The 26,618-nt window shown below is 37.6% G+C and carries 28 protein-coding genes; 17 read left to right on the forward strand and 11 right to left on the reverse strand.

Annotated features, from left to right (window positions below; translation table 11 throughout):
• Nucleotides 1-24 precede the first annotated feature (24 nt).
• Both ygfZ and ACFSAV_RS11410 read right to left on the reverse strand, forming a co-directional pair.
• Entirely contained in the window at nucleotides 25-909 is an 885-nt protein-coding gene (ygfZ, locus tag ACFSAV_RS11405) for a CAF17-like 4Fe-4S cluster assembly/insertion protein YgfZ (protein WP_379099793.1), read from the reverse strand.
• Between the two features lie 11 nt (nucleotides 910-920).
• Nucleotides 921-1,784, reverse strand: a complete 864-nt coding sequence (locus ACFSAV_RS11410; RefSeq protein WP_379099796.1) for a YicC/YloC family endoribonuclease — start codon at nucleotides 1,782-1,784, stop codon at nucleotides 921-923.
• A gap of 138 nt (nucleotides 1,785-1,922) precedes the next feature.
• Here ACFSAV_RS11410 and rph point away from each other — a divergent pair, with 138 nt between their 5' ends.
• The 6 genes from rph to yjjG all read left to right on the forward strand — a co-directional run bounded on the left by rph (nucleotide 1,923) and on the right by yjjG (nucleotide 6,470).
• Nucleotides 1,923-2,639 carry a ribonuclease PH gene (rph, locus tag ACFSAV_RS11415; RefSeq protein WP_379099799.1) on the forward strand — a complete coding sequence of 239 codons (717 nt, stop codon included), beginning with the start codon at nucleotides 1,923-1,925 and terminating at the stop codon, nucleotides 2,637-2,639.
• Between the two features lie 13 nt (nucleotides 2,640-2,652).
• Nucleotides 2,653-3,297 (forward strand): orotate phosphoribosyltransferase, encoded by a 645-nt coding sequence (gene pyrE, locus ACFSAV_RS11420; protein ID WP_101775207.1) that lies wholly within the window; start codon nucleotides 2,653-2,655, stop codon nucleotides 3,295-3,297.
• A 92-nt stretch (nucleotides 3,298-3,389) separates the two neighbouring features.
• A complete protein-coding gene (gene djlA / locus ACFSAV_RS11425; protein WP_379099802.1) occupies nucleotides 3,390-4,253 on the forward strand; it encodes a co-chaperone DjlA in 864 nt (287 codons plus the stop codon).
• Complete coding sequence (locus tag ACFSAV_RS11430) at nucleotides 4,253-4,870, forward strand: DUF2238 domain-containing protein (RefSeq protein ID WP_379099805.1); 618 nt, start codon at nucleotides 4,253-4,255, stop codon at nucleotides 4,868-4,870. Before djlA ends, ACFSAV_RS11430 begins: the two co-directional genes overlap by 1 nt.
• Nucleotides 4,861-5,802: a tRNA dihydrouridine(16) synthase DusC gene (gene dusC / locus ACFSAV_RS11435; RefSeq protein ID WP_379099808.1), complete on the forward strand. Its 942-nt coding sequence runs from the start codon at nucleotides 4,861-4,863 to the stop codon at nucleotides 5,800-5,802. The genes ACFSAV_RS11430 and dusC overlap by 10 nt, the downstream gene beginning before the upstream one ends.
• Nucleotides 5,799-6,470, forward strand: coding sequence for a pyrimidine 5'-nucleotidase (gene yjjG / locus ACFSAV_RS11440; protein WP_379099810.1), 672 nt, complete (start codon nucleotides 5,799-5,801; stop codon nucleotides 6,468-6,470). Before dusC ends, yjjG begins: the two co-directional genes overlap by 4 nt.
• Nucleotides 6,471-6,860: 390 nt before the next feature.
• Here yjjG and ACFSAV_RS11445 read toward each other — a convergent pair whose 3' ends face one another.
• The 3 genes from ACFSAV_RS11445 to ACFSAV_RS11455 form a co-directional block, all read right to left on the reverse strand.
• Nucleotides 6,861-7,850: an amidohydrolase family protein gene (locus tag ACFSAV_RS11445; protein ID WP_101775212.1), complete on the reverse strand. Its 990-nt coding sequence runs from the start codon at nucleotides 7,848-7,850 to the stop codon at nucleotides 6,861-6,863.
• A gap of 271 nt (nucleotides 7,851-8,121) precedes the next feature.
• Complete coding sequence (locus ACFSAV_RS11450) at nucleotides 8,122-9,861, reverse strand: DUF3413 domain-containing protein (protein WP_379099813.1); 1,740 nt, start codon at nucleotides 9,859-9,861, stop codon at nucleotides 8,122-8,124.
• A 5-nt stretch (nucleotides 9,862-9,866) separates the two neighbouring features.
• On the reverse strand, nucleotides 9,867-10,091 hold the full coding sequence (locus tag ACFSAV_RS11455; protein ID WP_379099816.1) for a YejL family protein: 225 nt from the start codon (nucleotides 10,089-10,091) through the stop codon (nucleotides 9,867-9,869).
• A gap of 140 nt (nucleotides 10,092-10,231) precedes the next feature.
• Here ACFSAV_RS11455 and yejK point away from each other — a divergent pair, with 140 nt between their 5' ends.
• The 4 genes from yejK (at nucleotide 10,232) to cpxA (ending at nucleotide 13,950) form a co-directional block, all read left to right on the forward strand.
• Nucleotides 10,232-11,248 (forward strand): nucleoid-associated protein YejK, encoded by a 1,017-nt coding sequence (gene yejK / locus ACFSAV_RS11460; protein ID WP_379099819.1) that lies wholly within the window; start codon nucleotides 10,232-10,234, stop codon nucleotides 11,246-11,248.
• Nucleotides 11,249-11,314: 66 nt separating this feature from the next.
• The gene (gene bamE, locus ACFSAV_RS11465) at nucleotides 11,315-11,728 is read left to right on the forward strand and encodes an outer membrane protein assembly factor BamE (protein WP_379099822.1); all 414 of its coding nucleotides are present in this window, start codon (nucleotides 11,315-11,317) and stop codon (nucleotides 11,726-11,728) included.
• A 68-nt stretch (nucleotides 11,729-11,796) separates the two neighbouring features.
• On the forward strand, nucleotides 11,797-12,501 hold the full coding sequence (locus ACFSAV_RS11470; protein WP_379099825.1) for a response regulator: 705 nt from the start codon (nucleotides 11,797-11,799) through the stop codon (nucleotides 12,499-12,501).
• A gap of 45 nt (nucleotides 12,502-12,546) precedes the next feature.
• Nucleotides 12,547-13,950: an envelope stress sensor histidine kinase CpxA gene (cpxA, locus tag ACFSAV_RS11475; protein WP_379099828.1), complete on the forward strand. Its 1,404-nt coding sequence runs from the start codon at nucleotides 12,547-12,549 to the stop codon at nucleotides 13,948-13,950.
• Nucleotides 13,951-13,990: 40 nt separating this feature from the next.
• Here the strand turns inward: cpxA and ACFSAV_RS11480 are convergent, their stop codons facing one another.
• Nucleotides 13,991-14,698, reverse strand: a complete 708-nt coding sequence (locus ACFSAV_RS11480; RefSeq protein WP_379099831.1) for a 7-cyano-7-deazaguanine/7-aminomethyl-7-deazaguanine transporter — start codon at nucleotides 14,696-14,698, stop codon at nucleotides 13,991-13,993.
• 189 nt (nucleotides 14,699-14,887) lie between these two features.
• On the opposite strand from ACFSAV_RS11480, the gene ACFSAV_RS11485 reads away from it, so the two are divergent.
• The 3 genes from ACFSAV_RS11485 to ACFSAV_RS11495 all read left to right on the forward strand — a co-directional run bounded on the left by ACFSAV_RS11485 (nucleotide 14,888) and on the right by ACFSAV_RS11495 (nucleotide 17,906).
• Nucleotides 14,888-15,358, forward strand: a complete 471-nt coding sequence (locus ACFSAV_RS11485; RefSeq protein ID WP_379099834.1) for a DMT family transporter — start codon at nucleotides 14,888-14,890, stop codon at nucleotides 15,356-15,358.
• A 95-nt stretch (nucleotides 15,359-15,453) separates the two neighbouring features.
• Entirely contained in the window at nucleotides 15,454-15,666 is a 213-nt protein-coding gene (locus ACFSAV_RS11490; protein ID WP_101775221.1) for a heavy-metal-associated domain-containing protein, read from the forward strand.
• A gap of 77 nt (nucleotides 15,667-15,743) precedes the next feature.
• Nucleotides 15,744-17,906 carry a heavy metal translocating P-type ATPase gene (locus tag ACFSAV_RS11495; RefSeq protein WP_379099837.1) on the forward strand — a complete coding sequence of 721 codons (2,163 nt, stop codon included), beginning with the start codon at nucleotides 15,744-15,746 and terminating at the stop codon, nucleotides 17,904-17,906.
• A 70-nt stretch (nucleotides 17,907-17,976) separates the two neighbouring features.
• Here the strand turns inward: ACFSAV_RS11495 and folA are convergent, their stop codons facing one another.
• On the reverse strand, nucleotides 17,977-18,468 hold the full coding sequence (gene folA, locus ACFSAV_RS11500; RefSeq protein ID WP_379099840.1) for a type 3 dihydrofolate reductase: 492 nt from the start codon (nucleotides 18,466-18,468) through the stop codon (nucleotides 17,977-17,979).
• Between the two features lie 171 nt (nucleotides 18,469-18,639).
• Here folA and proB point away from each other — a divergent pair, with 171 nt between their 5' ends.
• Both proB and ACFSAV_RS11510 read left to right on the forward strand, forming a co-directional pair.
• Nucleotides 18,640-19,743, forward strand: a complete 1,104-nt coding sequence (gene proB, locus ACFSAV_RS11505) for a glutamate 5-kinase (protein WP_101775455.1) — start codon at nucleotides 18,640-18,642, stop codon at nucleotides 19,741-19,743.
• A gap of 15 nt (nucleotides 19,744-19,758) precedes the next feature.
• Nucleotides 19,759-20,085, forward strand: a complete 327-nt coding sequence (locus tag ACFSAV_RS11510) for a hypothetical protein (protein ID WP_379099843.1) — start codon at nucleotides 19,759-19,761, stop codon at nucleotides 20,083-20,085.
• A 237-nt stretch (nucleotides 20,086-20,322) separates the two neighbouring features.
• On the opposite strand, the gene ACFSAV_RS11515 is transcribed toward ACFSAV_RS11510, so the two are convergent.
• The 3 genes from ACFSAV_RS11515 to ACFSAV_RS11525 all read right to left on the reverse strand — a co-directional run bounded on the left by ACFSAV_RS11515 (nucleotide 20,323) and on the right by ACFSAV_RS11525 (nucleotide 22,224).
• A complete protein-coding gene (locus ACFSAV_RS11515; RefSeq protein WP_379099846.1) occupies nucleotides 20,323-21,450 on the reverse strand; it encodes an IS1595 family transposase in 1,128 nt (375 codons plus the stop codon).
• 223 nt (nucleotides 21,451-21,673) lie between these two features.
• The gene (locus tag ACFSAV_RS11520) at nucleotides 21,674-22,072 is read right to left on the reverse strand and encodes a hypothetical protein (protein WP_379099849.1); all 399 of its coding nucleotides are present in this window, start codon (nucleotides 22,070-22,072) and stop codon (nucleotides 21,674-21,676) included.
• A complete protein-coding gene (locus tag ACFSAV_RS11525) occupies nucleotides 22,069-22,224 on the reverse strand; it encodes a hypothetical protein (protein ID WP_379099852.1) in 156 nt (51 codons plus the stop codon). Before ACFSAV_RS11525 ends, ACFSAV_RS11520 begins: the two co-directional genes overlap by 4 nt.
• A gap of 563 nt (nucleotides 22,225-22,787) precedes the next feature.
• Here ACFSAV_RS11525 and ACFSAV_RS11530 point away from each other — a divergent pair.
• Complete coding sequence (locus ACFSAV_RS11530; protein WP_379099949.1) at nucleotides 22,788-23,252, forward strand: hypothetical protein; 465 nt, start codon at nucleotides 22,788-22,790, stop codon at nucleotides 23,250-23,252.
• On the forward strand, nucleotides 23,225-24,049 hold the full coding sequence (locus ACFSAV_RS11535; RefSeq protein WP_379099856.1) for a nucleotidyl transferase AbiEii/AbiGii toxin family protein: 825 nt from the start codon (nucleotides 23,225-23,227) through the stop codon (nucleotides 24,047-24,049). Before ACFSAV_RS11530 ends, ACFSAV_RS11535 begins: the two co-directional genes overlap by 28 nt.
• Nucleotides 24,050-24,094: 45 nt before the next feature.
• Here ACFSAV_RS11535 and ACFSAV_RS11540 read toward each other — a convergent pair whose 3' ends face one another.
• Entirely contained in the window at nucleotides 24,095-26,587 is a 2,493-nt protein-coding gene (locus tag ACFSAV_RS11540) for an N-6 DNA methylase (protein WP_379099859.1), read from the reverse strand.
• Nucleotides 26,588-26,618: the final 31 nt, after the last annotated feature.

Genomic DNA, 26,618 nt, shown 5'->3' on the forward strand with positions numbered 1-26,618 from the left:
AATTAGGTAAAATTGAATTATGAATTATGCGAGTTCGTAAGGTAATGTTAACAAAGCTAAATCGGTCTGTTCGGTGAGTCTGAATTTTGTTCCCGCTTCCACCTGATTATTCATAACGACTTGTAACCATAATATGCCTTCGAAATTGACTGCATTGATAATTGCACCAGTTTTACGCCAGTGAGTGTCTAATTGCATTTCAATTTCACTGTTTAATTCAGGCGTGTCTTGGCTATTGCCAACAAAAGTGAGCATCGCTCGTTTATTTGCACCACGATATTTGGCACGTGCGACAATTTCTTGCCCAATATAGCAACCTTTTTGGAAGGAAATCGTATTTTCTAAGCATTGTAGATTTAAGGCTTGGGGAATAAATTCGCCTTGTGTTACTGTGCTTAACATTGGAATACCATCTTGAATATCTAACAGGTCCCATACAGAATGTGTTGCGTTAGTTGTGATATCTAACGAGGTTGGGTGAAGCAGTAATAGGCGAGGCTGTTGGCTGTTTAGATGGATGCGGATTTGAGCTTGAATTTCATCACACGCATTGATGAGCTGTTGACCAGCTAAACCAATAATATGCCAATTCAGTTCAGTGAAAGTCACTTTTGAAAAGACAGAGTATTTTTTGAGCTGTTCTAATGTAGTTGGTAACAGTTGTTTTTTGATTAAAAGACAGAAATGTTGTGCTTCCGTACGAATTAAACGGAATAATGAAGTGACTTTGCCTTTCGGATCACAATGAGCTGCTAGTGTTGAATCCCCTTCAGCAAGTTGGCTCACATCACAAGTTAATTGACCCTGTAAGAATTTTTCCGCATCTTCACCTTTAATTTCAATTAAAGTGTATTGTTGTAAATCGCAAGCAATAGTATCTTGCATTTGAGTTAATAATGAATAAGTCATATCCTTTTTCCTTACTCTAAGTTTTGAATTTGTTCACGCATTTGTTCAATTAACACTTTTAATTCTACCGCAGAATTTGTCACTTCAGTATTAATTGATTTTGACGCAAGGGTATTGGATTCACGGTTTAACTCTTGCATCATAAAGTCTAATTTACGACCAATTGCACCGCCTTTTTGTAAAATAGTTTGTGTTTCTTTCACGTGTAGTTGTAAGCGATCTAGCTCTTCTGCTACATCTACGCGTTGTGCCACTAAAACCATTTCTTGTTCCAGTCGTTGAGGCTCAGCCTGTAAATTAATTTCTTCAAAGCGTTGTAGTAAACGATCGCGTTGCCATTGTAAAATGTCTGGCATTTTTGACCGCACTTTATCCGCTTCAATAGAAATAGCGGTCAAGCGTTGTTCAATTAACGCTTGTACTTTTTCACCTTCTCTCGCTCGCATTGCAATAAAGTCAGTTAATAAAGCGTCAAAGCCGCTTAACAATTGCTGACTAATAAGATCTAGATCTTGCTCTGGTGCTTCTACGACCCCTGGATAGCGTAACACATCATTTAAATTAATTTCGCCTTCACCTGCTTGTTGTTTAATCCATTGTAATGATTGGATAACTTGTTGTGCTAAGGCTTTGTTTAAATTGAGTTCAGTTGCAGTTTGTTTTTTATTATCAATCCGCAGTGTACATTCAATTTTACCACGTGTGAGCTTTTGACGCAGTTTTTCACGTAACGTATTTTCAAGACCACGAAATTGTTCAGGTAAACGAAAAAAAGTTTCCAAATAACGTTGGTTTACCGAACGAATTTCCCATATGGCATCGCCCCACTCTTGTTTTATTTCAAGACGGGCGAAGGCGGTCATACTATAAATCATGTGAATTCCTTAAGTGTTACGAAAAGATGAACTGTTAAACTTGGCTATTGTACTTGTAAATTTCGTTTCTGTCAGTTTGTTTGCATGCTAAAATAGCGCGAATTTTTTATCAGAATAGCGAATAAAAAGGAATATCTTATGCGCCCAAATGCACGTGCAAATAATCAGCCCCGCCCAATTAAAATTACTCGTCACTACACAAAACACGCTGAGGGTTCGGTGCTTGTCGAATTTGGTGATACAAAAGTATTATGTACCGCAACGGTTGAGGAGTCTGTTCCGCGTTTTTTGAAAGGACAGAATCAAGGCTGGGTAACCGCAGAATATGGCATGTTACCACGCTCAACTCATAGTCGCATGCAACGTGAAGCAGCAAAAGGCAAACAAAGTGGACGAACTATGGAAATCCAGCGTTTAATTGCACGTTCATTACGCGCGATGGTGGATTTAGCAGCGTTAGGTGAGCGCTCGATTACCTTAGATTGTGATGTAATCCAAGCAGATGGTGGTACGCGTACGGCTTCGATTACAGGCGCTTGTGTTGCTTTATGTGATGCGATTAATACATTAGTTGCAAATGGTACATTAAAAACTAACCCGCTCAAAGGGTTAGTGGCGGCAATTTCCGTCGGTATTGTTGAAGGAGAAGCTGTATGTGACTTGGAATATGTTGAAGATTCAACTGCGGAAACGGATATGAATGTCGTCATGATGGAAGATGGCAGAATGATTGAGGTACAGGGGACGGCAGAAGGTGAACCATTTAGCCATGAGGAACTCTTAACGTTACTTGGATTAGCGAAACAAGGTTGTGATGTGATTTTTGCTGCCCAGCGCCAAGCGCTAGCAGAATAAAAGGGACTTGAGAGTGGAAGCTTATAAATTAGAATTTATTCAATTTGCGTTAAGTCGTCACGTATTGAAATTTGGAGAGTTCACATTGAAATCAGGTCGTATTAGCCCATATTTTTTTAATGCGGGTTTATTTAATACGGGCGCTGATTTAGCGCGTTTAGGTGAATTTTATGCCAAAGCGATTCAAGCCAATGGGTTGGATTATGATGTGATTTTTGGTCCCGCCTATAAAGGCATTCCCATTGCAACTACGTTATCTGTTGCGCTATTTAATCAATTTCAGGTTGATAAGCCCGTTTGTTTTAATCGTAAAGAAGTTAAAGATCATGGCGAAGGCGGTCATTTAATTGGTGCAGCTTTACAGGGTAACGTGTTATTAGTTGATGATGTGATTACTGCGGGTACAGCCATTCGCGAGTCAATGGCATTAATTGCTGCAAATAATGCGCAATTAAGCGCGGTACTTATCGCTTTAAACCGCAAAGAAAAAGGTCAAGGCGAGTTATCTGCGATTCAAGAGGTTGAGCGTGATTATCAATGCCAAGTATTGTCAATTGTTGATTTTGATGATTTGATTAGCTTCATTGAACAAGAAGCACAGTATCAACAATATTTACCCGCTATGCGTGCTTATCGGGAACAATATGGGGTGAAATAAGCGAAAAGTGCGGTCTGTTTTAAGAAAATTTTAAGCATTGTGCAATATTTTAGTAAAGCAGACCGCACTTTTGTCTATTTTGGAGAAAAAGAATGAGTTTTATTGGTAAATTTTTAGGACTGATTATCGGTTGGAAGTTTGGTGGCTTTTTCGGCGCAATCTGTGGCGTGATTTTAGGTCATTTGGGTGATAAAAAATTGTATGAGCTTGGTACGGTAAATTCGAGCTTTTTTAAAAGTAAAATTACTCGTCAGTCGCTTTTCATGCAAACGACTTTTGCCGTGCTAGGACATTTAAGTAAAGCAAAAGGGCGAGTGACAGAAAACGATATTCAATTAGCAACGCATTTAATGCAGCAAATGCAATTAGATGAGACTAATCGCCGTTTAGCTCAAGAGGCTTTTACGCGTGGTAAAGGGACTGATTTCCCTTTGCGTCAAGTGATTCGTGAATTTCGACTCGGTTGTGGACAACGCGCAGATTTGTTGAGAATGTTTTTACATGTACAAGTACAGGCGGCGTTTGCTGATGCGCAATTAGAGCAAAGCGAGAAAGACGTTTTGTATGTTGTTGCAGAAGAACTTGGTTTATCTCGTTTTCAGTTTGAGCAAATGTTGGCAATGGAATTTGCTGCGCGTCAATTTACTCGTAGAAGCTACCAACAGCAAAGTTACCAAAATGGTTATAGCTATCAACAACATAGCCAGCAAAATTATGGTGGTTACCAATCACATTCTGGTCCAACAGTAGAAGATGCTTATCAAGTACTGGGTGTGGCTGCCACAGATGATCAACAAACAGTTAAACGTGCATATCGCCGTTTAATGAATGAAAATCACCCAGATAAGTTAGTGGCAAAAGGGTTACCAAAAGAAATGTTAGAAATGGCTAAAGAAAAAACTCAGCAAATTCAAGCCGCGTATGATTTAATTTGTAAAACAAAAGGTTGGAAATAATGTTATTGCCAGCAAAAGATCGTTTTCCACTTTTGCTTGCAATGATCATTGTGCTGATTTTGGTATGGTCAGGCATTGAACCTTTCTCAAGAGCGGTATGGTATGCTGAAGTTTTACCAATATTGTTAATTTTAGGACTACTTGTAGTGACTTACCGCATTTTTCAATTTAGTCATCTTGCTTATTGCCTAATGAGTCTTTGGATGATCTTACATTTAATTGGTGCCCATTATACTTTTGAACATGTGCCATTTGATTGGGGTAATCGCCTCTTATCAGCTTGGTTAGGAGAGGAACGTAATCATTTTGATCGTGTTGCTCATTACGCGATTGGATTTTATAGCTTTCCAATGGCTGAGTGGCTATTACGCCGTAAATTATGTAGTCCAGCGCTTGCTGGCTTTTTTTCTTTGTTTTTTATTATGAGCGTTGCGGCAAGCTATGAATTAATTGAGTGGCAGTATGCTGTGATTGCTGGTGGTGAAGCCGGCGCGGCATTTTTGGGTTCGCAAGGCGATAGCTGGGACGCGCAAAAAGATATTTTGGCTGACATGTTAGGTGCTATTACGGCGTTAGTGTTGTTTTATTTAGTGAGAACTGACAAACAATGCGTGTAATTCTAGCGCCAATGCAAGGCGTACTTGATCCTTTTGTGCGCCAACTTCTGAGTGAAATAAACCACTATGATTTGTGCATTTCTGAATTTGTACGTGTCGTGGATCAACTCTTGCCTGCAAAAGTATTTTATCGTCTTTGTCCTGAGTTGTATCAGCAAGGTTTTACTAGTTCGGGTACCCCTGTTCGAGTACAGTTATTAGGACAACATCCAAAGTGGTTAGCTGAAAATGCACAACGTGCTATTGTTTTGGGTTCCCATGGAATTGACTTGAACTGTGGATGTCCTTCTAAAACGGTGAATGGTAGCCATGGTGGCGCTTCATTATTAAAGCAACCGGAATTAATTTATCAAGCAACAGCAGCCTTACGTCAAGCAGTACCTAAACATTTGCCAGTCAGTGTTAAAGTTCGCTTAGGCTGGGATAGTCTTGAACAAGCTTTTGAGATTGCTGATGCAGTGCAGCAGGGTGGGGCAACAGAAATGACTATTCATGGCAGAACTAAAGCGGACGGTTACCGTGCAGATCGAATCAATTGGGCGAAGATTAATGAAATTCGACAAAAACTGCGCATTCCTGTAATTGCTAATGGTGAGATTTGGAATTGGCAAGATGGACAAAATTGTTTAGCGATAACGGGTTGTAATGATTTAATGATTGGGCGCGGCGCACTTAGTATTCCTAATTTGAGTTTCGTCGTGAAATACAATCAACCTAAAATGGCATGGGCGCAAGTACAACAAATATTGCAGCAATATGCGCATACTGAAAATCAGTTTGATACTGGATTTTATCATGTTGCACGAATTAAGCAGTGGCTAGGTTATTTAAAAAAAGAATACCCTGAAGCACATGCGTTATTTGAATTAATTAAAACTTGCCATGATGGACAAGAACTTAGAATAAAAATAGATGGAGCAATGATTAAATGAAATACCAATGGCTTTTTTTTGATGCAGATGAAACGTTATTTTCTTTCGATGCATTTGCTGGTTTGCAAAAATTATTTGCTGATTATGGTGTTGATTTCCAACAGACTGATTTTGAAGAGTTTCAACGAGTTAATAAACCACTTTGGGTACAGTATCAAAATGCAGAAATTACGGCGGAACAATTGCAAGTGACGCGTTTTGCCAGTTGGGCTACTCGTTTAAATAAAAAGCCAGTGGAATTAAATGATCATTATTTAATTGCGATGGCAGATATTTGTAAGCCACTTGAACATGTAGTAGAAACTTTAGCAGTATTAAAAGAGCATACCAATTTAGGCATCATTACTAATGGATTTACAACCTTGCAACGTTTACGTTTAGAGAAGACTGGGTTAGCCGATTGGTTTCAGTTTATTACTATTTCAGAAGAAGTGGGAATCGCAAAGCCTGATTCGCGTATTTTTGAACATAGTTTAGAGCTAGCGAATGTCACGGATCGCAGCCAAGTTTTGATGGTCGGCGACAATCTGGATTCTGATATTTTAGGTGGACATAACGCGCAGTTGGATACGTGTTGGTTACATTATAATCGCGAAAATGCGACAAATGTTATACCGACTTACAGTATTGGTCGTTTTGATGAGCTATTGGAGATTGTTTTAGCCTAGTAAAAGGCATTGTGCTGTAAGAAAGTGAGTAAAAGAGCGGTCGATTTTTAGAAAGTTTTGAAATAAAAGTGATGCTTCTCAAAGAGCGGTACTGCGTACAATTTAGCGTGCTGGCGAGATACTCTGTATGAATGTGTTTGTATGAGCTTAATTATCACACTAAAAGTGCGGTCTGTTTTCTGAAGGTTTTGGTGACGAATAGCTATCTTCTGCCAAATGGTTGGTAAACATTACAAGAGCATGGAAATTGAGAGGCGGGTCTTGTGTCCGCCTTGATAATGAAAATGTCTGATTAATTGGTTTGCTTTTTGAGTGCTGCTGAAATACATTGCTACAATGAGAGCTGTTATAATCTGTGGATTGCTCCTTTAGCCTTTCATTATTGCTTAATTACACATCTAGACCAAGTACTTTACGTCCATTGATACTAGCAATATTTACCATGGCTTCTAAATCAGGAAAGCGACACCCTGCGGCTAGTAAGCTCAGTTCTTGCCACATATCGCCTTCGCATAATGGCACCATATAATCACAGATATTATCGGTACCGATTGCAACAGTAATCCCTTCTGGAATCATTTCATCTGCTGGCGTTAATGCATTATGAAATGGCATTAAATCTTCTTTACGATTACTATCGATCCATGCCATTGGGCACGCAATCATCATCATTTGTGCTTGACGCATTTTTTCATATAAACGGTAGCGGTAATCTTTCGAATGTGCGCCAATAGAAATGCCATGAATTGCAACGACGCGTCCTTCCATACCGTGTTCAATTGTTTTGTCACAAAGTTGTTCTGTTTCTTTTTCTTTAGGAGAGTTGAATTGATCTACATGGACATGACACATGATACCGCGAGATTTGGCTGTATCTAATAAAATATCCATTGCTTCTAAGCCTCGTCCATAATCTAATTCATCACGATAAGGTAAGCCGCCTATCATATCAACCATTTCCGCACCAATGTCAAACCATTGTCTTGCGGTTGGTTCAATTACACCTTTTAGTGTTTGGTTGGCAAATTTTAATGTAATGTCGTGTTTATATACTTCACGTGCCTTGTGTGCAGCAATAATCGCACGGTCTTCGCAGATAGGATCGATATCAACAAAAGTACCAAAGGCGGTGACACCTTGTGAGATCATTAATTCAATAGATTGGCAAAAACGAGCATAATAGTCATCTACACTGGATGTACGTTTGACTTCATCAACTAAATCCCATTTTTGTTGCAAATTACTGGTGTGATAAATTCCAATTTTTTCTGGAGTCATCGTGAAGGCACGATCTGCGTGTGCATGTGCATTTACCCACCCCCCTTTTTTAATGATTTCATCTCTAATATAAGTTTTAAAACTACGAACGTGGTTTTTCATAATAGCTCCGTGAAGGCATAAAGGTGAGAGATAAGTTAGGGATCGTAGAGATAAAAAAATCCCCAATAGCTGAGGATTTCTGATTAATCAAAAATAGAAATGGAATCAATACGTTAAAGCGATTGATGGAATAACTAGCAATGTTATGAAAAATTCTCTGATTTTTAATTAATAACATTATGTCTAAATCCTAAAAAATTGCTCGCTAGTATAAAGTGTTGAACCTGAAAAATATAATTGGTTTTGACTATTGGTCATAGCCAGTTTTCGATTATTTTTCAATGAACGAGCGATCTTGATTGAATACCTCAAGGAATAATCCTAACGGTGGGCGTTGAGAAGATTCTTTTTGGTAATCACGATTGTATTTTTGATAATTTCCTTGTTTATCAATATGGTATTGTGTGCCATCAGCTGCAACAATCACATTCCAACGATAGTTAGATACTAAAATCCAGCCTACATCTTGGTTTAAATTAAACAAATCTCGGCCTTGTGAATAGTCTGAAATTGGATTTTGCGCATGAAAAATATGTTTCATTACTGCGGGCAGTAAATCCATGTGGCTAGTTAACTTAGTTATTTGTTGTGCGGGTAAGGTGTGCCAATGAATGATCATTGGTACTTGGATTTCATCACGTGCAAAATAATGATTACGTTCTTTTTTATTTAAATCATTAAATTGATAGCCGTGTTCAGCTGTAATCGCAACAAAAGTATTGGTTAAGTCAATATCGGATAATATTGCGCTTAATAAACGATCGATTTCGGCTAATTCCAGTATATAGTTTTCAGGTGACAAATTTGGACGAATATCGAGACTTAAGTAGGCAGCAAAAGGCTTATTTTGTGTTTTTGCTGTTTGTAGCCAAGTTTTAAACAACGTAGTTTCTGATTGATTGTTAGTCTTGCGCGTTGAACGGCTGAGAGTCGGGAATAAGGCTTGACGGAATAATGTTGAATTAAACTGTGTACTAGAAAATAAACCTAATTGATAGTTTTCCTGTTTTAATTTTTCAACTAAGACTGAAGCTGTTTTATTACTGAGTAGGCTATCCATATAATTAGCGCTTAAACCATAAAATAAGCCAGTAAGCCCAGTGTTATTACTATTACCGCTACTATAATGATTAGTAAATTGAGTTGAATTTGCTGCAAACTGAGCCAAATGAGGCATTTTTGCTTCAGTGATAGCGTCATAGCGTAAACCGGAAATGGTAATTAAGACCATATTTGGTGTTTGGCTTGCAATAAAATTCAGTTTTTGTTTTGGATAGTTTACTTTTAGTGCATCTAATCGACCTTGTTGTTCAATAATTTGGTCGTATTCTTCTTTATTTAAGAAACCATGTTTCTCTAAGAATGAACGTGCGGTCATTGGGTAAGAGAGTGGAAAGTTAGAGCGCTGCATGGTTATCGGGCGATAAATAAACGCATCGGCCCAAGCATAAATTAAGTGGGTAGCGATAAAGGTACAGACAAAGAAAACACCGACTACTTTAAGCCATTTTTGACGTTCTAAACTACGTAATTTCTGCCAAGACCAGCGCGAGAAAACCATTTGAACTAGTAAAATAATCGGCATTGGGACAAAGAAAATTTGCCATGTACGTGATAGTTCACCGTTATCTGGGTTGACTAATAAATTCCACACAACGGTAGATAAGTGCAGATTAAAACGGGAGAATACTTCCGTATCCACCAATAGTAGTGTCGCCCCAATTGTGGTCAGGATCACAGTAATACCGCGGAAAGTTCGCTGATTTTTGATGATAAAACTCAGTGGAAAAATAATCAGCAAATAAAGCGCAAAAACGACAAAACTAAAATGACCTAAAATGCTAATGAAAAAATACAATTTACCTAATAATGTATCTGGCCAATCTATAATAAAGGCATAACGTGTGCCGATGGCGATTGCCCATAAGATATTAAAAAAAGCAAACCAATGACCCCATGAAATTTTTCGTGAGGTTTCTTCGCGATATTGTTTGCTTACTTTAATCCACATTATATTTACGATTTTTTGTCGCTAATTGAATGTAATAGAGCATCTGAAAAGGCTTTGGCTAATGCTGTGCGTTGATTGGTACCAACACTGCTGACTAATAAATTAGTGACCATATTACCGAGAACAACGAGTGATAAATCGACAGGTGCTTGATGTTTTTCTAAAACGGCGATCATGTCATTTAAAATCGCATCTACTTGTTTATCTTGATATTTTGAATTTTTTGCCATTCTAATTTTGCATTACGAAATAAAGTTTGTGCTATATCATAACCGATTATTTTGTATATCCCAGCATTTTTTCTTATTTATAGTTAAAAAAGTGCGGTTATAATATGACGAACTTTTTAAGGCAAAATAATGGATTAAATATGAGCATAAATGTGAACGAAATTGTGCTTCATCAGTTGATGAGAACCGGTGAAGGTGAGGCAGTAAAATTAAGCACTTTGTTACGTGAACAACTACTTACAATTACATCAGAAGTAGAACAAATGATGTTGCAACTACATCAAGCCTATCAAAATAAAAGTAAAGCCTATGGTGTATTTCAAGACACTTCCCTTTTTGCTCAAGATTTAAATCGTTTACTCGAAAATGACAATGGATTTCTCGAGTTTAGTCAAAAATCGACCGCACTTTTAGCCACAGAATTAAGTAAATATTCATTTGCAGACAACGGCACGCTAGTCTTTTGTCGTTATAACTTTTTAGCTACAGATTATCTTTTTATTGCTTTACTTGATAGTCGAGCCAGTATGTTAGTTGATGAACATTTAGATATTCATCGTACTGAATATCTTGATATTACACAGTTTGATATTGCAGCGCGTATTAATTTGACAGAGTTAAAATTAGATGCACAATCGAATCGTTATTTGACTTTTGTTAAAGGGCGAGTAGGACGCAAAATTGGCGATTTCTTTATGGACTTTTTAGGGGCAGATGAAGGGTTGAACCCTCAAGTACAAAATCAATGTCTATTGCAAGCAGTGAGTGATTATTGTGAGCAAGCGGATTTGAGCAAAGAACAAGCGCAAGCCGTGAAAAAGCAAGTATTTGAATATTGCAAAGGGCAGATTAATTGTGGAGAAGAGATTGAATTAACGGAACTTTCTGCCAATATGCCAACTCTAAACGAACGCGCTTTTGTGGAGTTTGCGAGTGAACAGGATTATGGCTTAGAGCCAAGCATTCCACCAGTACGTTCGGCATTAAAATCGTTAACCAAATATTCTGGCTCTGGTAAAGGTGTCACTATTAGCTTCGACGCAGAATTAATTAATCAGCGTATTTTTTGGGATGAAAGTACTGATACATTAACAATTAAAGGATTACCACCAAATTTACGTGACCAATTGCAACGGCAGTTGAAAGAACAGAATTGATTTGGCAATCCAGCAAAGTTTCGGTATTATCGTTCATCATTTGCAGTGTATAAAAAGGTAAAAACTATGCAATTTAAATCAGTTATCAGTGCTATTGTGCTGGCATTGAGTATCACCGCTTGTTCAAGTGTAGATAAAATCGTTTATCGTATTGATGTGCCACAAGGCAATTATTTAGAAGCTGCAGCGGTAAATCAATTACAGATAGGGATGAATGCTCAGCAAGTGCAGTATCTATTAGGTACACCTGTATTAATTGATCCTTTTAATAGTGACAAATGGTATTACGTATTTTTACAACAAAAAGCTTATCAAACGCCTGAACAGCATACATTGCTGGTAAATTTTGATAAGCGTGGGGTGGTAACGAGTTTTGATTTAGATAAACCTTTACCAGATGAAAACAAGCCTGCGGTTAATAATGCAATTATTCAAGCAGAAAATATTGCGCCAAAGAGCTGGTGGCAATTTTGGAAATAGTTAATTATTTGTCGCACTTTGTTGTTTGAATGTGCTCTTTTTCGGTTGATCAAAGTTGAGGATAGTCTATGCCTAAGATTTTGTTAGTGGATGATGATGTTGAATTGATAGAGCTTCTTGCTGAATTATTGACGCTAGAAGGTTTTGACATTGATATGGCAAATAATGGCTTACAAGCATTACAAAAACTCGATCTTAGTTATGATTTAGTCTTGCTAGATATTATGATGCCTGTGTTAAATGGGGTTGAAACGCTAAAAAGAATTCGTCAAGAATTTAGTGTTCCAGTCATTATGCTGACTGCACGAGGCGATGATATTGATCGTATTTTAGGTTTAGAGCTTGGTGCAGATGATTACATTCCAAAACCCTTTAATGATCGTGAACTGGTAGCACGAATTAAAGCAATTTTACGCCGCACACAACAGTCAACTCCTCTAGGTGTTGTTGAACTTAAAGATAATCGTAGTGAATTTATGTTCTGTGGTATTACCCTTTACCCAGGACGCCAACAAGCTTTTTATAATGATAAAGATTTAGAGTTAACTGGAACAGAATTTGCGTTGTTACAAAAATTAGTCTTAAACCCTGGACAAATTCTTTCAAGAGAATCTTTGAGTATTGAAATCTTAGGCAAACAATTAACACCATTTGATCGTGCTATTGATATGCATATGTCAAATCTACGTAAAAAATTACCACCTCGTACTGATGGTTCACCTTGGTTTAAAACCTTAAGAGGTCGTGGTTATTTGTTAGTGTCAGAAAGATAAATAAAAAGGCTATTATTTGATAATAGCCTTATGTTTGAGGACTGTATGCCATTTGCGAAAGAAAGTTACTTTAATACTATTTCATTCCGTATTTTCGCCTTTTTCTGGCTTACTTTTTCTTTGCTATCAATTCTTATTTTTTCGATTCCTTATTTTGATTCACGTATTTATTCAGAATTAAGTGAAAAAGAACTCTCATCTTACCAACAAGAAATTATTACCTCTATTCGGCATAATCAAATCGCACGAATTTTAGCAGGGGTACCGCTTTCTCATGCTGATCGCCTTGATGTTATTCGTCCTGTTTTAGTTGATGAAAGTGACACAAGTAATGTTTTAGGTGCATCAGCGGCTGAAATTCCACTTTTGTCACAATTTATGTATTCGTCATCAAATCCAGCTAAACCATTGAAAAAAGTATTTGGTGATGTACGTATTGTAGGACCCTTTTCAATTCATTTGGGTGGCGAAGCAAATAAATCTTATACTTTGTACTTTATTGATCGTGTGAGTGCACAAAAAGAAATTATGAGCTTTGTGTTCGCCAATCCTGCGGTATTAGTGGCATTGCTAATTTTAATTTCAACGCCATTATTGTGGTGGTTAGCACGAAGTATTGGTAAGCCAATTAAAAATTTACAAATGTCGGCAAAAGCTGTATCACTAGGCGATTTTAAAGTCAATAAAGATCTTGAAACTAAAGGTTCTCTTGAATTACGCCAAGTAGGGCAAAGTTTTAATCAGATGACAGAAGCATTAGAAGATTTGCTTTCCAGTCAACAAGTATTACTGTCTTCTATTTCTCATGAATTACGTACGCCGTTAACTCGTTTGCAGCTGGCTTTAGCGTTGTTACGTCGTCGATTTGGTGAAGAAAATACTGAAATTCATCGAATTGAAATTGAAGCACGCCGCTTAGATAAAATGATTAATGATTTATTATTGTTATCTCGTCAACAGTTAAATAGTCATGTAGTACGTGAAATCTTTCCGATTAATGAATTATGGGAAGAAGTGCTGGATGATGCCATTTTTGAGGCGGAGCATCGTCAACTTTGCTTCACAGTAAGACAAAATATTTCTCAGCCACAAAAATATTACATTAATGGCAATAAAGGATTATTAGTTAGTGCGGTGGAGAATATTGTACGTAATGCCTTGAAATATACACATAGTGAAATCAAAGTTTCGATTTTCTTGAAAAAGCAAGAATTAATGATTGTTATTGATGATAATGGCAAAGGACTAGATGAGTCTGAGTATGATAAGATTTTTCAGCCTTTTTATCGTGTTGATGAAACGAGAACGAGAGAAACTGGTGGGACCGGATTAGGGTTAGCCATTGTGGCAAATGTCGTTAAAGAGCATCATGGCGCAGTTTGGGCAAGTGCAAGCCATTTAGGCGGGTTATGCGTAAATTTACGGATTCCTTTATGGATTAATAGTTAGTAAAAATGCCACGTTGTTGTGGCATTTTTTTGTGTAATAATTAAGCTATTCTGGGTGTCGAAGCAAGTGCTTGGAGCTTACGTAAAATTAAATTTAATACCACACCATAAGCGGGTACGAATAATAAGATACCTATCACTAATTTAAATAAATAATCGACAAAGCCTAATTCCATCCAATGTGCCGCCATAAATGGATCGCTGCTCGCATAGAAAGCAATTGCAAAGAACAAGAACGTATCAGCCATTGAACCAAAAATCATCGAGCTAGTTGGCGCAATCCACCAAGTTTTTAATTGACGTAAGCGATTAAACACTAATACATCCAATAATTGACCAAAAACATAAGCAAAAAAGCTTGCAATTGCAATACGGAAGACAAACATATTGAATGTGCTCAGCGCATTTAAGCCTTGGTATTGGCTATCAGAAAATAACGTAGAAATTACATAGCTGATAATGAGTGCGGGAATCATCACAACAAAGATGATCCATCTTGCTTCTTTGGCGCCAAATACACGTACTGTTAAATCGGTGGCAAGAAAAATAAATGGAAAAGTGACAGTTCCCCAAGTGCTATGAAAGCTAAAATCTTCACTTGCACCAAACGCACTTAATGGAAGCTTAACTTCAAATGGGATTTGTACCAGATAGTTACTCGCAGCAATAATAAAAATATGAAAAAAACTCAAAATAATTAAAGCTCGACGAGTTTGTTGATCGCTAAAGATCGAAAATGAATGTTTCATTGTAATACCTTTTTGATTGTTAATTGGGGTGAGGGAACCCAAAAGTGAATAATAAATTGTTATTCGCTATTTGCGAGGTCGCCATCATACGCATTTCGGCTCAGAATGCAAGCTTGTTTATTGATTAAACGTTTGCACCTAGAAAGAATCTCGCTACAATAAGTTTGGTTTTCATATTTTAGGTCAATTATGTTTATTCTTTATACATTGATTGCGCTCGCTGCAGGTGTCGCACTTGCTTCTCAGGCGGCAATTAATTCTCAATTAGCAAAAGCAATGGGTGATGAACCTTTAATCGCAACCTTTATTTCTTTTGGTACTGGCGCCTTGCTTTTACTGGTCATTAGCTCAATTAAAACAGATTTGCTGACTCAGCTTGCTACAGTGACACAGCATTCTTGGTGGAAATTTATTGGAGGGTCTCTTGGGGTGCTAGTAGTATTCACCACTATATTGCTTTCTCCTAAAATGGGGATTACCAATATGCTGTTCTTTATCATTGTAGGTCAGTTAATTATGGCAATGATTATTGATCATTATGGTTTAATTAATATGCCTGTACGCGAAGTGAATATATTCAAGTTAATTGGCTTAGCCATTGTTGGTATTGGGCTTGTGACTTTCTTTTTTGGTGATAAGCTAATGAAGTTGTTTCATTAGCGTTGACAGCGTAAAAGTGCGGTCGATTTTGTGAGAGTTTCGTTGAGAGGCAGCATATATCATACAGCAAAATTTATATCAAGATGGAGTTAATTATGCAAAAAGTAACATTAAGAATCGAAGGAATGCATTGTGGTGGTTGTGTAAAAAGTGTCACGCGTATTTTACAAGAATTTGATGGCGTTGCTATTGCCAATGTGAATCTAGAGGCAGCTAATGCAGAGGTCACATTTGATCACACTAAAGTAAGCGTTGCTGATTTAATTGATGCAGTGGAAAATGCAGGCTTTGATGCACAACAAGCATAACACTTATGCAATAGAAATAGACTGTGTGTTCAGTCTATTTTTTTATCGAAATTAACTGTACACAAATGGAATAACGCATGCAGCAAAAAATTACTATTCAAATCGAAGGAATGACCTGTCAAGCTTGTGCAAGCCGTATAGAAAAAGTGTTAAATAAAAAACCTTTTGTGCAACAAGCTGCGGTTAATTTTGCCAGTGAGCAGGCACAAGTGATGTTCGAAGATAGTACACATTCAGTGCAGGATATTTTGCAGATTATTCAAAATACAGGTTTTGCGGGGACGCTCAAAACAGATGATGAAGTTGTGCTTGTGGAAAAGCAGGTAAGTCATTGGTGCCTATGGCTTTTGTTGTTAATTAACTTCCCTTTTGCTGTCGGCATGCTAGGTATGTTATTGGGACAACATCATTGGATGTTACCTGCATGGTGGCAATGTGCCTTAGCTTCAATTGTACAATTTTGGTTAGCAATTCCTTTTTATAAAAGCGCATGGGGCAGTATTAAAGGTGGATTAGCTAATATGGATGTGTTAGTCAGCTTAGGAACATTAAGTATTTATTTTTATTCTCTATTTATGTTGTTGTATAGCTCAGAACATACAGCGCATGCTATGCCGCCTGTGTATTTTGAAGCAGGTGTTATGGTATTAGGTTTTGTTAGTCTGGGTAAATTTTTAGAAGAACGCACTAAAAAACACAGCTTAAATAGCTTAGGTTTACTGCTTAAATTAACACCAAAACAAGTCAAAGTATTACGTGATCAACAATGGCAAGAGATTCCTTTAGATCAAGTACAAGTGGGTGAGTTATTACGTGCTAATCAAGGTGAACGTATTGCCGCAGATGGTATTGTACAAAGTGGGAGTGGTTGGAGTGATGAAAGTCATTTAACTGGCGAGTCCAAACCTGAAATTAAAAATGTAGGGAGTAAGGTGTTGGCTGGTGCAATGTTGAGCGAGGGTACATTAATTTATCGAGCAGAACAATTAGGTAGCCATACTTTATTGGGTGATATGATGAATGCATTATCAGAAGCACAGGGAAGTAAGGCCCCAATTGCTCGTTTCGCAGATAAAGTAGCCGCAGTGTTTGTGCCTGCCGTTATTGGTATTGCGTTATTCACTTTTGTCTTAACTTATTGGATTAGCCAAAATGCAGTGACAGCATTGATTCATGCCGTGGCAGTATTGGTGATTGCTTGTCCTTGTGCATTAGGTTTAGCGACCCCTGCTGCGATTATGGTTGGTATGGGCAATGCAGTAAAACGTGGGATTTGGTTCAAAGATGCCGCTGCAATGGAAGAAAGTGCAGCCGTAAATACGGTAGTATTAGATAAAACTGGCACCTTAACTGAAGGTAAACCACAGATCGCTACATCTTGGCTTGACCAAAATATGGGCTATTCAGCAACACAATTGCTACAGATTGCAGCTTCGGTTGAGCAACATGCCAATCATCCTTTGGCGCAAGCGATTGTACAGTTGGCAGCTGAACAGCAGCTGGCTTTATTCAACACTACACAAATTCAGACCACACTTGGTGTAGGTATTCAGGCAGTGGTGGAGGATATTGGTGTTGTGAAAGTAGGTAAGCCAGAATATTGTCAATTATTACTGCCTACACTGACAGATCCTGTTTGGCAAATTGCAAGTATTGTTGCGGTTGCTGTCGATGAACAACCAATTGGTGCATTTGCAATTGCTGATAGTTTGAAAACGGATTCTCTGGTGGCGATTGAACGCTTAAGAAAACAACATATTGATGTGTATATCATGAGTGGTGATCAACAAAGTGCAGTGGAATACATTGCTCAGCAACTTAGTATTACACAAGCCTATGGAAATTTATCACCACGTGATAAAGCTGCAAAAATTCAGCAGCTTAGAGCAGAAGGCAAAGTCGTTGCTATGGTGGGTGATGGCATTAACGATGCGCCTGCATTGGCAACTGCTAATGTAAGTTTTGCTATGCAAAATGGGGCAGATGTGGCAGAGCATACTGCTTCAGCAACGCTGATGCAACATTCAGTTAATCAGATGGTAGATGCCTTGTTGGTTTCACAAGCGACTTTAAAAAATATCAGGCAAAATCTGTTTTTTGCTTTTATTTATAATGTGTTAGGTATTCCATTAGCTGCTTTCGGTTTATTGAATCCGATTATTGCGGGTGCGGCGATGGCAATGAGTTCAGTTTCTGTGTTAATGAATGCATTACGCTTAAAATCGCTGAAACTTGAGTAATAGTAGGGGTTTACTGAGATTAAGAAAAAGTCTATCGAATAATATGATTCGATAGGCTTTTTTCGTGATTTTAGCGGCAGTTGCTAGCTGATAAAATAACAAAGCGTAAATCATAAGGGTTATTGCTATCTGCCTTACGCCATTCTTCATAGTCAATGTGCCAATCGTTCCAATTGATAGTAGGGAAATAAGTATCGCCTTCTAATTCTGCTTGGATTTCAGTGAGATAGAGCTTGTCTGCTTGCGGCAAATATTGCTTAAACAGTTCACCACCACCAATGAGCATAATTTCAGCAGAATCTTTGACAAAATCGACCGCACTTTCCAGACTGTTTTTCCAAATAATACCTTGCTGTTGATAAGGCTGGCGTGATAGCACGATATTGGTTCTATTCGGCAACGGGCGTCCGATGCTTTCAAAGGTTTTACGCCCCATAATGACAGGCTTACCCGTTGTATTTTTACGAAACCAAGCTAAGTCGGCTGGAAGGTGCCAAGGCATTTGATTATCTTTTCCAATGACAGCATTTTTTGTCATCGCAACGATAAGGCTGAAAGTCATATGATGGTCCTGTTATTAAGCCAGAGAAATGCGATTACTATAACATAATTTGGGGTGTAGAAAAGGAGGTTATCTTGTCGGTTTAAGCAAGATAAAATTAATGCTTTTTTTAGTTATTAATGGTAATTTAGCCACAATTTTTGAACAAAAAAGAATAAGATGATGCTCAATATGAAAACAGATAAAACGATCGTAGTGAAATTTGGTACTAGTACCTTAACACAGGGTTCTGCCAAGTTAAATTTGCCACATATGATGGAAATTGTACGCCAACTTGCTCAGCTGCACCAAGCAGGTTTCCGTCTAGTTATTGTCACTTCTGGGGCGATTGCGGCTGGTCGTCATTATTTGAATCATCCTCAGTTGCCGCCTACAATTGCCTCAAAGCAATTGCTGGCTGCGGTGGGGCAGAGTCAGTTGATTCAAACATGGGAAAAGCTTTTTGCTATTTATGATATTCATATTGGGCAAATTTTATTGACTCGTGCAGATATTGAAGATCGCGAACGTTTCTTAAATGCAAGAGACACTTTACGTGCTTTACTTGATAATCAAATTATTCCCGTGATTAATGAGAATGATGCGGTGGCGACGTCAGAAATCAAAGTAGGGGATAATGATAATTTATCAGCGCTGGTTGCGATTTTAGTACAGGCAGAACAGCTTTATTTGTTAACTGATCAACAAGGACTTTTTGATAGTGATCCGCGTAAAAATCCAGCGGCTAAACTGATTTCAGAAGTGGATAAAATTACTGATCATATTCGTTCAATTGCGGGTGGCAGTGGGACCTCTTTAGGGACTGGTGGTATGTCTACCAAAATTAGTGCTGCCGATGTTGCAACGCGCTCGGGTATTGAAACGATTATTGCGCCAGGTAACCGAGCAAATGTGATTAGTGATTTAGCTTATGGTGCAGATATTGGGACAAAATTTACGGTACAAGCAGATCGTTTAGAAGGGCGTAAGCAATGGTTATATGCTGCACCAGCGGCGGGTGTGATTACGATTGATGAGGGAGCAGAAAGTGCGGTATTGATTCAATATAAATCATTACTACCTGCTGGGATTATTAATGTAGACGGACGCTTTTCGCGTGGTGAAGTGGTGAAAATTCGCACTCAACAAGGTAAAGATATTGCATTAGGCGTACCGCGCTACAATAGTGATGCATTACATTTGTTGAAAGGTAAAAAATCACAAGATATTGAGCAAATTTTAGGTTATGAATACGGCTCAGTTGCGGTACATCGAGATGATATGATTGTGCTATAAACTTAGGATAATACAATGAAGCAAATTAATTTACTGTTATTTAGTGTGATTGCACTTAATCTCGCGAGCTGTGCTCAACCTAGTGTTTCTGCACATCCGCAAATTGAAGCACATAAACCTTTTTCAGTGACGCAAACGGAAAAACGTATTAATACAATGGCATGTCAAGATAAAGACGATTGGTATTTGGATGGTTATCGTGTTGGGAAGTCGTTTCGTCAGCATAAACAAAAAATGTTAGCTCAACGTAGTACTTATTGTGAGCAGCAAACACAGCAAGCGATAGCACAAGTTTTTTTAATTTCGTGGGAAAATGGCTATCAACAAGGTTTAAAACGATAAAATGACGGTATTATGTAGCAGTTGCACAAAACCCATAATCGCTACAAAGCCCTGTTAAAATTCACAGCAAAATTTTAGCAAAACACCGCTGAGAAATCGACAAAAACGCCCTGCTCGCTATCAAAATGCGCAGGGCGTTTCATTTTTGATAAATTCAAGACAAGCTTACCCAATCCACTTGCTTTCAAGTAGAAATTTAACCATTTCAAAAACTAATTAAACCGTCAGATTTAAGCTTTACGCCACCAACGAGAAAAACTCATCCTGTTCGTTCGTACTCATTTCATTCAACCGCATCGTATATTCCTTGGAAATTTCTTGCGGCGAAAACGCGTCCATTCCGATAACCTCACTTTCGCGATGATTTCCTTGCCAGTAGCCTACCCATTCTCTTAACGGTAATCCCCATAAGCAGCGTTGCAGTACATCTTCAAAGAGTTGTCCGTTGGATTTACGGCGGTTATCGGAGTGATATGCAGCTTGATTCGCATAGAGTAAGGCGTATTTATTGCTTCTATGATGATGCACTCCACGGGTCAAATCGCGTTCACGCGCATTGAAAGATTCGGCTAAATTGTTGTTTATGCCACATTTACTGTACGCTTCCTGATGGTTGACCGACCAAACGTTGTAATGAAAATCTAACAATTTGTAAGCAGGATTTTCATCGCAGAAAATATCACTACCTTGCTTCACAAAGCGTTTGTTCATGGCAAAAATCGTATCGGCGTTTTCGCTGTAATCCATCGCCACAATGGTTCGGTTTGAGCCTTGCATTTCATCATTGGCCGCACGTTGCACTAGGCTGATAATGCAGCGTTTAGTTGGGCGGAATTTGGGATAGCCTGTTCTCTTTTCTCTCTGTTTGGCTCGATTATTGCGGAAATTCGCCTTACGTTGACGAAAGTTAATCCACATCCCGTCCTGATGAATCTCACCTTGCAACGGCGATAAATCGCGCGTTTTAAACAAGGCTTCACGCAGCTTTTGGCAAAGGACGTAAGCGGTTTTGTAACTGACACCCAAATGGCGACTCATCGTAATCGCGGAGATACCTTTGACTTCATTGACAAATAAGGTGATGGCCGCAAGTAAATCCGCGAGTGCCAGTTTATGAAAGGCAAAAACAGTGTTCGTAGTAACATAAAAATCGCGCGAGCAATGTTTGCACCTCCAACGTTTGTGAGAGTGAAGAAAATAAGCATTGTGTCGTTTACCGCAATGCGGACAGCAGACATCATTCAGGTTGTCGGGATTGCCCCAACGAGCACCTTTCATTAGGCGGAAGGCTTCCCATTCAGATAAGCGGTAAATGGTTTTGAGTTTGAGCGTGCGAGATTGAGAAGAAAGCAAGAAGTGTTGCATCGTGAAACCCTTGTTTTATTACATGAATTCCTACTGCAAGCATTCAATCAAAATGTGCAGTAGCCATAGTAATAAAACCCAAAGGGTGAGCCAATATGGGCTGCTTTAAAGGCGGTAAAACCAACCTCTTCTCTTGCTTTAAACAAGAGAAAAACTCGCTAGACTTCAATGCCTAACGAGCCTTTAATCTATCAAAAAATGAGCAGTTTGTCAATAGGAAGTGTTAGTTCACCAATTCGAATTTCCGTTGGTAAATCTCGTGCCATTCTAATACATGGCGTTTGGCTTCTTTCTCATCGCAGAGCCACTCAATTAAACTATCGATTTCTGCAATCGCTTTTTTAGCCTGCTGCAAGGCATAGGCTTGGGTGTAGGTAGGGAAGATTTGATGATGAAACGGATCGCGTTCATCATAGCTCTGCCATTTATCATAATCGGCTTGTTTACGCTGCTTCTCTCTTGCTTCCCAATCAATTCTTTCTCCCTGATACGGCTCTAATTTTGTTGGTTCTAGCTTATTCTGCAAGATGCGGATGAGTGCCTGTGTTTCATCGTCAAGTAGAAAATCTTCAAACCAAATCTCCGAAAATAAGCTACGTTTGAACGTGAAAGATTTCATCATTTCCCCTCCAAATAGGCTTCCCGTTTCGCTCTGTCTTTTGCCGAGAAAATCCAGTTTTTCGACACAAAGCAGTACATTGGCATTTCTTTGCGTGAAGTAGCCACTTCAGGAAAATGCGGAATAAGCTGAATCCCCATAATGAAGCCCTCCATACTGCACACCATCTTACTTAATCGCCCGTAATCGCGTAAAAAGGCGATGTCGCTTTTCATCAGCCACAATGACAGGCTAACGAATATGCACATCAAAATGAGATAGTAGAGGGGCTTTAAGGCTAGAGCGCGGCGACAAAGCCAGATTAAGAGGGGGATCGTAACAAGATCAAAGAGAAATGATGATGAGTCCATGGCGGTTTCCTTCTATGCGTTGATAAATCATCTGGTATGAAGGAATCCATAAAAAATAGCCCCTTCATCACCACTTTTTTTCAAGCCTTTTTAGGTCAAAAAAGCAAAAGTCGTAATGAAGGGACTATTGTCCCTGGGCAAAAAGGTATTAGTTATAGGGGGCGTTGTCAAGCGAAATTTTGCTGTGTATTTTATCGCCAAAATAGACTTAAACCCCGATGAAATCGCAAAAGTACCTTGTCAAGAAAAATCTTTTTTGTAGTTTGATTGCAGATATTTTGTTCTAATGGGAAGTGGTTTGCTAGTGTTTTATACAGTATTTGAATGTGGTATAATGTGGCAAATTGCAAAGGAATGGGACGATCGAAATGCTTTATATTCCACCGACAAATCCTGATTACTATGTCAGCAGTATTGTGGCATTGAATGTCATCAGCCCTGAAAATACGGGGGATTGGCATAGTGCAGCAGCATTAAGTTCTAATGCTTATCCACTAGACTTCTATCTCTACGGGGAAAATCAGCCGAAGAATACCCATCACTTGCTTGGCCAACACGGTATTATTGACGGCACACAACGGCTCAATGAGATGGGTTATTACCCAGAGCATACACCTGTTTGGATGGCCGACCACCCAAGAGCGTGCGTGGATTACCTTTATTATGCCGTGTTAAAAACAGGTTCGATTGGGCGTGTCGTGCTTGATGATTGGTTTCCGTCTGATGAAGATAAGGAATCGGTTTATGCCCTAATTCGTTCACTAGAGCCTAATTTAACGGAAAGTGAAAAGGAGAACTTACGATTATGGAAAAGCAAGAATCCAATAATGTAAACGAACGTGATAAACAACATGAACGATTGATGCGTGGCGTATTATCCCAATTAGTCGAAACCCCACTTGTATTGAAAGGCGGCACGGCCCTCTATTTAGGTTATGGGCTAAATCGTTTCTCTGAAGATTTAGATTTTGACTCCGATAAAAAGCTTAATCTTATCAGCAAAATTAAAAGTGCAGCGCCACACGGCATTATTATTGATGAGATCAACGTGAAGAAAGATACCGATACAGTCAGTCGCTATATGGTGAATTATCACGTTCGAGAGACGGGGCATAAAGACTCTCTCAAAATTGAAATTTCTTACCGTAATCCACCACCAGAAGAGCAAGTTTCAGTGAGAAATGGTATTCGAGTCGCTTCGATTGAACGTATTACCGACAATAAATTAAATGCAGCATTTGATGGCGATAATACCCGAACAAAAGGGCGTGATTTATTTGATTTGCACTTTATCGCTAAAAATTATGGATATGCTCTGTCATCTCCAATACTAGAGCGGTTAAAAGCGTTTGCACAAGATCCTGATAAATTAGTGAGTACCTATAGCGAAGATATACAGGCCGATCCACTCTTAAACAAAATTATGGATGTGGAAACGGTTTCCCTTGAACTTAATGAATTATCCAATAGCTTATATTATTCAAGATGGATGCTAGAAATTTCCGCTCAAAATGTCATGAAAGATTTGCTTCAGCCTTTCCCTGATGAGCTAATGAATAGAACATCAGAGAATAAGCCTAAAAGTGAGAATGAAGTAAGAGTTAATCCAATCAAGATGCGAATTAGATAAAAATAGCGAGTAGGGAGATCGCTATTTTTATTTATAGTTTTTTAACTAATTCATTATCTTTTTCGCTTTAGCCAAAATTTCATCAGCTTTTTGTATCTTGTTTAAATACTCTTTTTCTAATTTTCTAAGTTTTCTAGATATTGCTCTTTGTTCCGTAATAGGAATTATATCTACAATAATAGAATCCACTTGGGTTGGAGTTAATTCTATCATACCAGTAGAACCAGTATAAAGTCTTTCAATCTGAATATTCCCAAAGCCATTACGTAAGTAATCACATAAGTAATATGGGTCAATCTCATTTTGGTTCACTCTAATAATTGTCACATGTCCGTCCGCTATAGCAGGTATATCTAATTCATAAACAGCTGACTTACCTAGCGTTCCATCACCAGTAGAAGATAATAATATATCCCCTTTTTTTATAAGGGCATTGTTATCTCCTTTAGTCTTGGCGTCTGCAATATATTCATCATACAAGGATTTCTCAATCCAATCAGAATTCTCAATGGAAACCGTTCCAAATTTAGTTATATTACTTCCTGATTTTATTACTACTGCATAGCCATCTTTTTCATCAACATAGTTATCTGCAGAAGGGCTTTTTCCTCTAGATGTTTTTATTTTATTTATTTGGCTTATATTTTTTCCTTTTTTTTCTAGTTCTAATATTTTATCCTTTACATTTAGATTCCAATATTTAAAGTCAAACCTATAAGAGTTTATTTCATTTATTTCTTTAGCAAGAATGTCAAATGATTCCCAATTATACCCTGACCTATGAGTTCCTGATTCTTTATTGAATAACTCTGTAGAAAGTTCATTTAATAGCCTTTTTATATCAAACCCTCTGATTTTTTCACCTGAACCTAAATAGCCTAAAGAGCTAATACTACAAATAGGTATGCTATAATTATCATCAAGATCAACATCGGGCATCTCTCTTTTTTCAAGATATAATAGGCTAGATCTTACATTTATTTTATTTGGTTTAAATGTGTCTGATGGTAAGTTAACTATTGCTTTTATTTTACAATTTTCCATTATCCATTTTCTTAGCGGTTTAGAATTATCATTATTTAGAATTCCTTCGTCTATTACTGTGCATATTTCTCCAGTGCCATTTTTTAAACACTTTATCATCTTTTGAATAAATAAACTTTGACCTTTACCATTTTTTATATCAAATTGTTTTAAATCATCTTTAGATAATGAAGCCGTTTCTACGGTTCCAAAAGGAGGATTTGTTAATATTAAATCGCAATCAGGATAATCAATATTCCAGTTTTTTGCTGATAGACTTAGACTATCCTCATGTTGTATATTAGTATGTCCATCTCCTGAAATAATCATATTCATTTTTGCAGACGCTGCAACGCCTTCGTTTGCATCTGAACCAAAAAAAGTATCTTTTTTTATTTTTTCAGTTAACTCTTGTAATATATGATGCTGAATCTCTCTATTATTATACTTAGTATTAATCTGGTTAATTGCATCTTGCATTAAAAATACAAGAAACCCTCCTGTTCCACAAGAAGGATCTAATACTTTGAATTGATTTCCTAGCAGTAATGAATTAATAATTTTATTTCTTCCAACTATTGAAATCATAACTTCAACTAATTCTCTAGGAGTAAAGTATTGCCCCAATTTCTTACCTTTTAACGTTGCCCTAACGAAATATTCAAATGCAGCACCTTTAGAGTCCAAGCTGCAATCACAAAATGAAACATTAGATAATTCTTTCACTATATATTTAAATGTTTTAGGATTTTTTAATTTTATCTTATCTTCCAAAACTTCCCCATACGATTTTTGTTTAACGATATATTGAATCATATTCAGGATTGAGTCTTTTATTTGATCTGCTTCATGGTCTGGTTTCAAAGCTAATTCATGAAACTTATATGAGTAAGGAAGTAAAAAACCTTCGTCTAAATCTGATTTTTCCTCCAATAACTTTAAGAATAATAATTTCGAAAAATCAGAAAAAGCATTCTCCTCGTTTTTTTCTATTTTTCTAATAGCACTATGACATCTATAAAAAAGAGAATTAAGCTGTCTTAATGCCAAACCAGCTCTAAATGGTAAGCTAGAATCATTAGAAATAGAAATGTTTGTTTCATCAGGATTTGTTTTTAAGGTAGAAATAACTTTCTTTAACTGTTCTTTATTTGGAATTTTATCTTGAGATTTTCCATCCCATAAAATTCTATTTTTATTCTTCACATTAAAACATTGAATATCATGACCATTAGTTATTACTACAAATAGTACATTAATATCCTTTGATCTAGCGTACTCAATTGCTTGATCTCTATCTTTTTGTGTTAGGTTTTTATTAATTCTTTTAGCTTCTATTAAAAATAAAGGAGATTTTTTACCACAAGTAACTAAAATATCAACATATCCATTACTGTATCTTTCAGGTAATTTAATACAAGTCTCAAAATTAAGATCTTTTACAATGTCATACCCTCGTCTCTGTAAATAAGGGATGATTTTTTTTACAACTGTCTCTGTTTCAGTATTAATCATTAGCAACCTCCAAAAATAAATTTGTAAGGTT

It is taken from the genome of Pasteurella oralis (assembly GCF_042681465.1).
Classification (GTDB): domain Bacteria; phylum Pseudomonadota; class Gammaproteobacteria; order Enterobacterales; family Pasteurellaceae; genus Pasteurella; species Pasteurella oralis.